General features: G+C 64.2%; 8 protein-coding genes (1 of these 8 running past the window's edge). 5 read left to right on the plus strand and 3 right to left on the minus strand.

Annotated elements, in window-relative coordinates; all coding sequences use genetic code 11:
• From hrpB to BBX50_RS05310, 3 genes are all read left to right on the plus strand, one after another.
• A protein-coding gene (hrpB, locus tag BBX50_RS05300) for an ATP-dependent helicase HrpB (protein WP_065774277.1) crosses the window boundary here: on the plus strand, window positions 1-1,544 show its 3' portion. The gene continues 925 nt to the left of window position 1, outside the view; only the last 1,544 of its 2,469 coding nucleotides appear in the window; its start codon lies beyond the left edge, outside the window; its stop codon occupies window positions 1,542-1,544.
• A gap of 34 nt (window positions 1,545-1,578) precedes the next feature.
• Window positions 1,579-2,886, plus strand: a complete 1,308-nt coding sequence (locus tag BBX50_RS05305; protein WP_065774278.1) for an ActS/PrrB/RegB family redox-sensitive histidine kinase — start codon at window positions 1,579-1,581, stop codon at window positions 2,884-2,886.
• A gap of 82 nt (window positions 2,887-2,968) precedes the next feature.
• Complete coding sequence (locus BBX50_RS05310; RefSeq protein WP_065774279.1) at window positions 2,969-3,553, plus strand: ActR/PrrA/RegA family redox response regulator transcription factor; 585 nt, start codon at window positions 2,969-2,971, stop codon at window positions 3,551-3,553.
• 17 nt (window positions 3,554-3,570) lie between these two features.
• Here BBX50_RS05310 and BBX50_RS05315 read toward each other — a convergent pair whose 3' ends face one another.
• The gene (locus BBX50_RS05315; RefSeq protein WP_065774280.1) at window positions 3,571-4,104 is read right to left on the minus strand and encodes an MmcB family DNA repair protein; all 534 of its coding nucleotides are present in this window, start codon (window positions 4,102-4,104) and stop codon (window positions 3,571-3,573) included.
• 182 nt (window positions 4,105-4,286) lie between these two features.
• Here BBX50_RS05315 and BBX50_RS05320 point away from each other — a divergent pair, with 182 nt between their 5' ends.
• Both BBX50_RS05320 and BBX50_RS05325 read left to right on the plus strand, forming a co-directional pair.
• Window positions 4,287-4,976: a L,D-transpeptidase gene (locus BBX50_RS05320; RefSeq protein ID WP_065774281.1), complete on the plus strand. Its 690-nt coding sequence runs from the start codon at window positions 4,287-4,289 to the stop codon at window positions 4,974-4,976.
• 274 nt (window positions 4,977-5,250) lie between these two features.
• Window positions 5,251-7,179, plus strand: a complete 1,929-nt coding sequence (locus BBX50_RS05325; protein ID WP_065774282.1) for a HAMP domain-containing methyl-accepting chemotaxis protein — start codon at window positions 5,251-5,253, stop codon at window positions 7,177-7,179.
• A 127-nt stretch (window positions 7,180-7,306) separates the two neighbouring features.
• On the opposite strand, the gene BBX50_RS05330 is transcribed toward BBX50_RS05325, so the two are convergent.
• Window positions 7,307-9,478 carry a malate synthase G gene (locus BBX50_RS05330; protein WP_065774283.1) on the minus strand — a complete coding sequence of 724 codons (2,172 nt, stop codon included), beginning with the start codon at window positions 9,476-9,478 and terminating at the stop codon, window positions 7,307-7,309.
• A gap of 216 nt (window positions 9,479-9,694) precedes the next feature.
• The gene (locus BBX50_RS05335) at window positions 9,695-11,695 is read right to left on the minus strand and encodes a hydantoinase/oxoprolinase family protein (RefSeq protein ID WP_065774284.1); all 2,001 of its coding nucleotides are present in this window, start codon (window positions 11,693-11,695) and stop codon (window positions 9,695-9,697) included.
• Window positions 11,696-11,807: the final 112 nt, after the last annotated feature.

The following is an 11,807-nucleotide window of genomic DNA, read 5'->3' on the forward strand; positions in this document are numbered from 1 at the left end:
CCGGCATCACCCGGCTGGAGACCGTGCGGGTCTCGCGCGCGTCTGCCGACCAGCGCGCCGGCCGTGCCGGACGAACCGAGCCCGGCATCGCCATTCGCCTCTGGCACAGCGGACAGACCGCGGCCCTTGCCGCCTTCACACCGCCGCAGATTCTGGCCAGCGACCTCTCCGGCCTGCTGCTCGACTGCGCCCATTGGGGGGTCAGCGATCCCACCACCCTTGCCTTTATCGACCTGCCGCCGGAAACCACGCTTGCCGAGGCGCGAAAGCTGTTGGCCACACTTGGCGCGCTCGACGACATCGGTTCACTGACGCCAAAGGGTCGGAAGATCCGCGATCTGGCCCTGCCGCCGCGCCTTGCGGCAATGGCGGTTGCCGCGGCCGAAGAGGGTCAGGCGGAAGCGGCCTGCCTGCTCGCGGTCATGCTCACCGAGCAGGGGATCGGCGGTAACAGCATCGATCTCGAGGATCGCCTGCGCCGCTTCCGGCAGGAGCGCGGCGATCGGGCCGAGGCCTCGCGTAACCTCGCGCGCCGCATGGCGGCGGAGCTGAAGGGCGCGCCGAAGTCGAACGAGCCGATCCAGCCCGGTGCGCTTTTGATGCAAGCCTTTCCCGATCGCATCGCGCTTCAGCGCGGCGGCCGCGGACGGTTCGTCATGGCGAATGGCAGGGGCGCGGAGATCCCGGAGACCGAACGGCTTGCCGCCGCCTCGATGCTCGTCATCGCCGACTTGACCGGCCGCGCCGGCGGGCAACGGGTGCTGGCGGCAGCCGAGCTGACGCGCGCCGAGGTCGAAGCGCATATGCCCGAGGCGATTACCCGCGAAGACCAAAGCTTCTTCGACAGGGCAAGCCGCCAAGTGCGGGCGCGCCGCGTGACGCGGCTTGGCGCGATCGTCTTTGAGGAGACACCACTTGCCCGCCCGACCGGCGAGGCTGCCGCCAAGGCACTCGCCGACGGCGTGCGCCAACTCGGTCTTGCCGCGCTGCCGTTCTCCAAGGAAGCAATGCAGATGCGAGACCGCATCGGTTTCCTCAACCGCTCGATCGGAGAGCCCTGGCCGGATGTTTCGGACGATGCATTGCTCGACCGTCTCGACGACTGGTTCGTGCCCTTCCAGCACGGCGTCACTGCCGTCGCCGACATCAAGGCATCCAACCTTTCGGACGGGCTTTTGTCCCTCATTCCGCACGAGCGGCAGCGGGAACTCGCCAGACTTGCGCCGACGCATTTCGAGGCGCCGACCGGGCAAAGACATCCGATCCACTACGACGGTGACGAGCCGCTGTTGTCGATCCGCGTGCAGGAGCTGTTCGGCCTCAAGACCCACCCAGCGATCGGTGACGGACGGCTGCCGTTGCTGCTCGAACTGATCTCGCCCGGCCATCGGCCGATCCAGACGACGCGCGATCTGCCCGGCTTCTGGGCGGGTTCCTGGCGGGACGTGCGCGCCGACATGCGCGGGCGCTACCCGAAACACCCCTGGCCCGAGGATCCGGCCAATGCGGCGCCGACGACACGGGCGAAGCCCCGTGGTACATGAGACGAAACCTCCGATGACTGGAATGTAGGCACGAATGACCACAGTTGCACTCGAACACACCAACGACCAGACCAGCAACCGCAGCCTGCGCCTGCAGACGCTCGTGCGGCTACGCTGGCTTGCCGTCGGCGGCCAGTCGATCGCCGTGCTCATCACCGCCTTCTGGCTACAATTTCCGCTGCCGCTGATTTCCTGCCTGGTGCTGATCGCCAGCCTCGCGTTGGTCAACGCCTATGTAACGCTGCGCTATCCGCCGACGCACCGGCTGCAGCCGCCGGCCGCCTTCGCACTCTTGGGCCTCGATCTCGCGCAGATCACCGGGCTGCTGTTCATCACCGGCGGGCTCACCAATCCCTTTGCCCCGCTGCTCTGCGTCCCGGTCATCATCTCCTCGGCGTCGCAGCCGAAATCGCACAGCATCATCCTTGCCGGCCTCGCGGTGATCGCGATCACAGCACTCGCTTTCTCGCCCTTTCCGCTGCCCTGGTATCCGGGCACGGTTCTGTTGATGCCGCGGGTCCTGACCGCCGGCATCTGGTTTGCGATCGTGTCCATGACCGCCTTTGCCGCCTTCTATACGTATCGCGTCTCGCTGGAAGCGAGCGAACTGTCGGAAGCGCTGACGGCGACCGAGCTCGTGCTGCAGCGGGAAAAGCACCTGTCGCAGCTCGATGGCCTTGCGGCCGCCGCCGCGCACGAACTTGGCACGCCGCTGGCGACGATCAGCGTCGTCGCCAAAGAGATGGAGCGTGAGCTTGGCAACGATCCGCGCTTCGGCGAGGACGTGCATCTGCTGCGCAGCCAGAGCGAACGTTGCCGCGATATCCTGAAGCGGCTGACGACGCTGTCGTCCGAAAGCGAGGAGCACATGCGCCTCTTGCCGCTGTCGTCGCTGATCGAGGAGGTGATGGCGCCGCACCGCGAGTTCGGCATCCACATCAACCTCGTCGACAAGGGCGACCGCAGCTCCGAGCCGGTCGGCAATCGCAATGCCGGCATCCTCTACGGGCTCGGCAACCTGCTCGAAAACGCCGTCGACTATGCCAAGAAGCAGGTGACCGTGACGGTCGAGCACAGCAGCGACCGCGTCCGCGTGACGATCGAGGACGATGGCGACGGTTTTGCGCCGGATATCCTGCAGCGCATCGGCGAACCCTATGTGACCCGGCGACAGAAGGACGACAGTGCCGGCGGCCTCGGGCTCGGTCTCTTCATTGCCAAGACGCTGCTCGAACGCTCCGGCGCACGCCTGCGCTTTGAAAACGGCGGACCGGACAGACCTGGCGCCCGGGTCAGCGTCGAATGGCCGCGCGCCCTGATGGATACGAAACTGGCGAAATGACATTTCGCAGTTTATTGAACGAGACCGGAAGAAACCTATAATCTCAACGAAAGCGCACTGTTTTCGCCCAAGGATTGCGAGAATGACCGACAAATCGACAGCTTCGCCCAGCACGCCGGCACAGGACGCCGAACTGATCGGACCGGACCGCACCCTGTTGCTCGTCGACGACGACGCACCCTTCCTCAGGCGCCTTGCCCGCGCCATGGAAGCCCGCGGCTTTTCGGTCGACATCGCCGAATCGGTCGCGGAAGGCATCGCCAAGGCCAAGGGCAACCCGCCGAAATATGCCGTCATCGACCTCAGACTCGGTGATGGCAGCGGTCTCGACGTGATCGAGGCGATCCGCGGACGGCGCGACGACACACGCATGATCATGCTGACGGGCTACGGCAACATCGCAACGGCCGTCAACGCGGTGAAGCTCGGCGCCGTCGACTATCTCGCCAAGCCCGCCGATGCCGACGAGATCTTCGCGGCCCTCGTTCAGCGCCAGGGCGAACGGGTCGAGCCACCGGAAAACCCGATGTCGGCCGATCGCGTTCGCTGGGAGCACATTCAGCGCGTCTATGAGATGTGCGAGCGCAATGTCTCGGAAACGGCACGCCGGCTCAACATGCATCGCCGCACCCTGCAGCGCATCCTCGCCAAGCGCGCGCCCAAGTAACGGGGCAGATAACCGCGTCAGCCGCCGCTGTCGCGGTTGCCCGAGAGGATATCGCCGATCGAGCCGCCGAGTTCGGTGTTGCGCTCGGCCGCCCACTCAGCGAGCATCAGCCGCTGGGCGGCCGTGCGGGCAAAAAGCTGCAGCACGGATTTGCGCGTTGCCGCCGCGAGCTTGTGCTCCGGCGCTTCGCGAGCGATGTGCCCGTCATAGCCGTCGGACAGCAACAGGCCGCACTCCTCAGGGAAAATTTCGAGCGGCACGCCGGCATGGGTAGCAAAGAACAGCCGGTCGCAATGCTGCCGGTAGTCGGGCCATTTGCGGTCGACCCGGAAGTCCTCGATCGAGGTCTTGATTTCGACGATCCAGATCTCGCCCTTGGCCGACAGCGAAATGAGATCGGCGCGCCTTCCGCTTGAAAGCGTCAATTCCGGCAAGACCGCGTGACCCAGTTCAGCGAAGAGCCGTTGCACGCCGCGGCGCACCATCATCGCACGATTCGACTGGCGGCCGTCGATCAGCGGGTTATCGCCATGGATGGAGAGGATCGTCATGCGTCCGGGCCCCCTTTGGGCCGGTCATTTTGTTGCAAAAAAACAAGGGTCATGGAATTTGCACTTTTCAGCCAAATTGTGGCCGCGCAATCTCTTGCATAGCACAAACTAATCGAAAATAACCGTAGTCACTGTTGGTCGCGGCGACCCAGTTTTTCTTTGCTTCTTTTTAAGAGACACCCATGCGCTTCCGCAATGCCTTCCTCTTGTGCAGCCTCGCGGCGACACTCGCTGTTGCCGGCTGCTCGACAACATCGTCCAAATCCGAGACCGCTGCCAACGAACCCGCTCCCGCGACCGTACAGGTCGCGACCAACCAGATCTTCACGGGCGATTATGGCGCAGTTGAGGATCACGGCTACGCACTGCCGGCGATCCCGATCAACAAGGTCGACAGCCGCTACCATCGCCAGATCGTCGACTACGCCACCAAGGAACGCCCGGGAACGATCGTCGTCAACACGCCGAACCGCTTCCTCTATTATGTGCTGCCGGGCGGCAAGGCCGTGCGCTACGGCATCGGCGTCGGCAAGGCCGGCTTTGCATGGGAAGGCGAGGCCTATATCGCCTGGAAGCAGGAATGGCCGATGTGGCATCCGCCGAAGGAAATGGCCGAGCGCAAGCCGGAAGTGGCCAAGTATGTCGAGGAAGGCATGGGCCCCGGCCTCAAGAACCCGCTCGGCGCCCGCGCGCTCTATCTCTTCAACGACGCAGGCAAGGATACGCTGTTCCGCCTGCACGGCACGCCGGAATGGTCGTCGATCGGCACTGCCGCTTCGTCGGGCTGCATCCGCCTGATCAACCAGGACATCATCGACCTCTACTCGCGTGTCCGCCCCGGCAAGAGCGCTCGCGTGGTCGTTCAGCAGTAATCGAATCACTTCGACACCGTTCAAGCCGCCGACCCGTTCGGCGGCTTTTTTTCGTTTCGCGCTCAACCGTCACTTGCTTTTGCGCGCAGCCGCAACACCGCACCTCAGCGACGCAAAGTTGCCGTGGCGAAATGCGCTCAAACCAGGGTCGCGAACACTGGTCCGCGCGGGCTCGAAAACTTCAATTTCGACTTAAATCCAAGCGCTTATTAAGTAAGCGTTATCTAAATAAAAGAAACAGTGTGCCCAAGAAATTCCGTTGGGAGGGACTGGCATGCTGATCAAGACCAAGCTCATCGGCGCGATTGCGCTGCTATCAACGATCGCCATCGGCATCGCAATCCACAGCCAGTCCAAGCTGTCGGAAACCAGCGAAACGATGGACGCGGTCTACGCCGATCGCATCGTGCCGTTGAAGAACCTCAAGGCGACGTCGGACGCTTTTGCGGTCTCGATCGTCGACGCCGCCCACAAGGTGCGCAACGGCAACGAATCGATGGAGAGTGGCCTTGCCTCCGTCGATGCGGCCCGGGCGGCGATCAAGACCAACTGGGACGCCTATGCGGCAACCTCGATGACCGACGAAGAACGGCGGCTGGTCGAGAATGCACAAAGCCAGATGATCGTTGCGATGGACTCGATCGCGGCGCTGAGACAAATCCTCTTGAGCAAGGACCAGAACGCGCTCGATGCTTTCGTGCGTGACAAACTCTATGCGACCATCGACCCACTGACGGCAACGATCTCCGAGATCTCGGATCTGCAGGTCGAGCTTTCCGGATCGACCTTTGAAGCCAAGCATCGCGAGTTCGAAACGGTGCAGAAGCTCAACATCGCCATCATCGGTCTCGTCATGGCGCTTGCCGCCGGCACCTTTTTCGTCGTTCTACGCGGCGTCGTCGGACCGCTCGGCCGGCAGATCGCCGCCATGCGCCGGCTGATCGACGGCCACGTCGAAGACAGCGACGGACCGGTGAACGGCAAGGACGAGATCGCCGAGATGGCGCGGGCCATCCAATCCTTCCGCGAGGCGGCGCGATCGAACCTCAGGCTGCAGGCGGAAGCGGAAGAGAATCGCCGCAGCAGCGAGGCCGAGCGCATTCGCGTGCAGAAACAGGCGGAACAGGACGCTCAGGAGCGGCTGACGCAGGCGACGGCAGGTCTTGCCAGCGGGCTGCAACGGCTTGCCAATGGCGATCTCGCCGTTCGACTGGACGCGCCTTTCGCCGCGGAGTTCGAACAGTTGCGACACGACCTCAACAAGGCGGCAGGGCAGCTCAACGATGCGTTGCTCGCCGTCGCCGACAGTGCCGGCAACATCGGCATGGGCACGCGTGAGATCAGCCAAAGCGCCGACGACCTGTCGAAGCGCACCGAACAGCAGGCCGCTTCGCTCGAGGAAACGGCGGCCGCGCTCGACGAGATCACCGCCAATGTTAGCAATTCATCGAGACGGACGGAGGAGGCGCGCGATGTCGCAGGCGCGGCGAAAACCAGTGCCGCCCAGTCCGCCGTCGTCGTCGCCAATGCCGTCGAGGCGATGCGCCGGATCGAGGAATCCTCGAGCCAGATTTCCAGCATTATCGGCGTCATCGACGAGATCGCCTTCCAGACGAACCTTTTGGCGCTGAACGCCGGCGTCGAGGCGGCGCGCGCCGGCGAAGCGGGCAAGGGCTTTGCCGTCGTCGCCCAGGAGGTGCGCGAACTTGCCCAGCGCTCGGCCAAGGCCGCGAAGGAAATCAAGGATCTCATCCGTACATCGAGCCAGGAGGTCGAAAGCGGCGTGCGCCTGGTGCGCGACACCGGCGAGGCGCTGCAGACGATCGAGGCGCATGTGATCACCATCAACGACCATATGGCTGCGATCGCCACCTCCGCCCGCGAACAGTCCGTGGGCCTCAGCGAAGTCAACACCGCCGTCAACCAGATGGACCAGGTGACGCAGAGGAACGCGGCCATGGTCGAGGAAGCCAATGCCGCCTCCGCCACGCTGGCGCAGGAAGGCATGAACTTGCGCAACCTGATCGGGCGCTTCACCCTTGCCGGTGAGACGCAGGCAATGGGCGGATCGAGAGCCCCTGCCCCGGCTGCAACCGCAATCCGCGATCAGGACCGGCCGGCCGCCCAGGCAGCCCGGCGCTCAGCCACCTACGCGACACAGGGCAATGCCGCCCTCGCAACCGACGGCTGGGCCGAGTTTTAGACCACGTCCCAGTGGAGGCTGCGGCCAAGTCGACGCAGGGGAACCAGGAATACAAGCAAAAAGACAGAGCCGTGCGTTCAAGCGAACGGGCACGGCTCTGGATCAACATTCACACGTCGGCGCCGAATCAGGCCGCGTTGCATGCCTTCAGCTCCAGCCGGCGGCGATGGAGGACCGGTTCGGTGTAGCCGTTCGGCTGTTCACGGCCCTTGAGAACGAGCTCGATGGCCGCCTGGAAGGCGATCGAGCCATCGAAATTACCGGCCATAGCGACATAGAGCGGATCGTCGGCGTTCTGGCCGTCGACGACGGCGGCCATGCGCTTCATGGTTTCAATGACCTGAGCCTCGGTGACGACGCCGTGGTGCAGCCAGTTGGCCATGTGCTGGGCCGAAATGCGCAGCGTCGCGCGGTCTTCCATCAGGCCGACATTGTTGATGTCAGGCACCTTCGAGCAGCCGACGCCCTGATCGACCCAGCGCACGACGTAGCCGAGGATGCCTTGAGCGTTGTTGTCGAGTTCGCGCTGGATTTCCTCCGGCGTCCAGTTCGGGCGAACCGCGACCGGCACCGACAGGATGTCGGAAAGCTTGGCGCGGGTGCGGCTCTTCAGGGTTGCCTGGACCTCGGCGACATTGACGCGATGGTAGTGGGTCGCGTGCAGCGTCGCGGCCGTCGGCGACGGGACCCAGGCGGTGTTGGCGCCGGCCTTCGGGTGAGCAATCTTCTGTTCCAGCATTGCCGCCATCAGGTCGGGCATCGCCCACATGCCCTTACCGATCTGGGCGTGGCCGGAGAGGCCGCATTCAAGGCCGACGTCGACGTTCCAGTTCTCGTAGGCGCCGATCCAGGCGGCCTGCTTCATATCGCCCTTGCGGATCATCGGGCCGGCTTCCATGGAGGTGTGCATCTCGTCGCCGGTGCGGTCGAGGAAGCCGGTGTTGATGAAGACGACGCGCTCGCGGGCGGCGCGGATGCATTCCTTGAGGTTGACGGTGGTGCGGCGTTCCTCGTCCATGATGCCCATCTTCATGGTGTTGGCCGCCATGCCGAGCGCCTTTTCGACGCGCGCAAAGATCTCGCAGGCGAAGGCGACTTCCTCAGGCCCATGCATCTTCGGCTTGACGACGTACATGGAACCTTCACGGGAATTCATGCGCCGGCCGCCCTCGCCGATGTCGTGCAGGGCGATCAGTGCGGTCACCATGGCGTCCATGATGCCTTCGGGCACTTCCTTGCCATCGCGGTCAAGGATAGCCGGATTCGTCATGAGGTGGCCGACATTGCGCACCAGCATCAGCGAGCGGCCGGGGAGGGACAGCGTGCCGCCGGCAGCAGCCGTGTAGATGCGGTCGGCATTGAGGCGACGGGTGAAAGTCTTTCCACCCTTGGCGACTTCTTCCTCGAGGTCGCCCTTCATCAGGCCGAGCCAGTTGCGATAGACGACGACCTTGTCCTCGGCATCGACGGCCGCGACCGAATCCTCGCAGTCCATGATCGTGGTGATTGCCGATTCGAGAATGACGTCGGAGATGCCGGCCGGATCTTCCTTGCCGATCGGCGTCGAGCCGTCGAGAACGACGATTGCATGCAGATTGTTGTGCCGGAGAACGATCTCCGACCGCGCGCCTTCCTGACCGGAATGACCCACGAACTGGGCCGCATTGCGCAACGTCGTGTTCGAGCCGTCCTTCAGCCCGATTGTCAGCGCGCCACCGGCAATCTTGAGCGACGCGACGTCGGCCCAGTTCCCCTTCGCCAGCGGTGCGCTGGCATCGAGGAAGTCGCGCGCCCAGGCGATGACCCTGGCGCCACGCTTCGGGTTGTAGCCGCGGCCCTTCTCGGCACCGTCCGCGTCGGAGATCGCGTCCGTGCCGTAGAGCGCATCGTAAAGCGAACCCCAGCGCGCATTGGCGGCGTTCAAGGCATAACGTGCGTTCATGACGGGAACGACGAGCTGAGGGCCGGCGATTGTCGCGATCTCCGGATCGACATGGGCGGTCGAAACGCTGAACTCGCCACCCTCGGGCAACAGGTAGCCGATATCACGAAGGAATGCCTGATAGGTCTCGATGTCAACGGGCGCGCCGTTCTGCTTGTACCAGGCGTCGAGCTTGGCCTGGAGGTCGTCGCGCTTTGCGAGCAGAGCCCGGTTCTTCGGCGCGAGCGCATGCACGAGCTCGGATAGCTGCTCGAAGAAGTGTTCCGCATCGACGCCGGTGCCCGGCATCGCCTCTTCCACCAGAAACTGATGGAGACCCGCATCAATCCTCAAACCAAACTTCTCAATGCGGTCCATCTGCCAACTCCTTGAAATAGACGTAAGGAGCGCCACCGATCCGTCCGGATGCGATGAAAACGCCCCAACATTTTGATCCTGCGCCCGGAGGTTCGCGGCAATCTTCCGAAAACGACCCGATGCGAAATGCGCGCGTGAAACGGCCGCAGTTTCTCACCAATTCATTCCCTGTCAATTCTGCAAGGATGCGAAGAATTGTTTCCGAAATGGAAAAGATCAATCGTGGACGATGCGTGGCCGGCCACTGGCCGAGGCAATGAACCGGGCTTCGATCAGCTTGCGGCTGCCTTCCACTTCCGGCGCATCGATTTCCTCTCGCAGCATCGAGGCGGGATCCTCGGCGCCGTTGGTGCGCGCCGCCTCGAGCGCCAGGGCCTCGGCCCGCCCACGGGCCGCACCGAAAGCCTTTTCCTGATCAAGGAAGCGTTCGCTGACCCCGGCACCGTTCACGACATAGATACCCTCCTCCGGCATCGTCACGAAAACGGTGACTGTTGCTCGGACCTGACCGACGACGGCGCCGACGGCATTGGCGACGCCGGCCTCGGCAGGAATGGCCGCTTCGGTTCCGAGCATGTCGGCGATCGCCGGATAATAAACCGGCGCCGAAGCGCCGAGGCCGACGAGCGGCCGATCAAGGGCGAGCGAGAAGCGGACAATGCCGGGCACCCGGTTGAGCGCCCGGTCGACGGCCTGTGAGGCTGCCGGATCGATCGTCGCCCCGTCTTCACCCAGACAGGCCTGCAGGATGACTTCGCACGATTGCCTGGTCAGTCGGTCGACGACCATCTGCGCCATTGTTTCCGGAGAGGCGGCGATCGGCTGGCCCGAGCCATCGCGCATGCGTGCTGCAAGCTCGATGCCGAGGCGTGCCGCGTCGAGATTCCATTGGGACTGCCGCCCAAGCACGTGCATCGCATCCGAAGGCGTCAATCCGCAGATATGCACGAGACCGCGCGCGACCAGTCGGTCGAGCGTCGCTTTCTGCGGCGTCGAGACCAGCAGCGTTTCCAGAGCAATGGGCACCGTGCCGATTCGCTCGTAAAGCGCCTGCTCCTGCGGCTGCAGACCGCTTGCCAGATGGTCCGGCAGGCCGGTGCGCACCGCCAGCCGTCCGTCGTGGCGCCCGCGGTGCTGCGCGCGCATCTGCTTTTCCAGCACCGAGATGACGGCATCGCGGTGCAGTGCGGCGGCAAGGCTCAAGGGCATCAGCCGGCGAGGGCCAAGATCGAGCTTGGCCTTGAGGCCGCGGTCGTTGATCCGCACTTCCGAATCACCGCCGAGGCCATAGGTCCGCATCGCCACCGCTTCGACCATGGTGCGGAAGCCGCCGACGACGGCCCCTTCAGCGTCGAGCCGCGGGCGGCCGCCGTCAAGGACCGCCACGTCGGTGGTCGTGCCGCCAATGTCGGAGACCACGGCATTGTCGAGACCAGTCAGATGCCTTGCGCCGACGAGGCTCGCCGCCGGACCCGAGAGGATCGTTTCGATCGGGCGCAGCCGCGCCTCCTCGGCCGAGATCAAGGCACCGTCGCCGCGCACGACCATCATCGGAACGTCGATGCCGCGCGCCTTGAGGAAGCCCTCGCAAGAGCCGATCAGCCGGTCGATCATCGAGACGAGACGGGCGTTGAGCAGCGTCGTCAATGCACGGCGCGGTCCGCCGAGCTTGGAAGAAAGCTCGTGGCTGCAGGTGACCGGCAGATGCGACACCTCGCGAATACGGTCGCGCACCCGCTTTTCATGATCCGGATTGCGGACGGCGAAATAGCCGGCAATCGCAAAGGAGGAGACCTGGCCGGCAAGCACCGGCAAAGCAGCGTCGAGTTCGCTCATGTCGAGCGGCGTTTCGCCGCCATGCACATTGTGACCACCCGGCAGGAAGATCACCGGATCGGAGCCAAGCGCCTCGAGCAGCCCGTCGCGCTTCAGGTCATCCGGCCCGAAGCCGATCATGACGAGGCCGGCACGTCCCCCTTGGCCCTCGACAAGGGCGTTGGTGGCAAGCGTCGTCGACAGCGACACCATGCTGATCGCCGCTACCGGCAGCTTCGCCTGGTCGAGCACGGCTTCGACCGCACCGGAAATGCCAACAGCCAGGTCGTGGCGGGTCGTCAGCGCCTTGGCCTTGGCGACGACGCCTTGCGTTTCCGAGAAGAGGACGGCGTCGGTGTAGGTGCCGCCGGTATCGATGCCGAGAAGAAAATGAGAGCTCAATTCGCGCAGTCCGGAATTCGCGCGGGGCGTAACGCCCCGGGTTCAATGGGGATCGATGCGGTGATATGACATATTTCAGGAGAAAACCATCGTGGCGCAGACATCGACGATG

This window comes from Ensifer sp. LC11, assembly GCF_001695835.1.
GTDB lineage: Bacteria > Pseudomonadota > Alphaproteobacteria > Rhizobiales > Rhizobiaceae > Ensifer.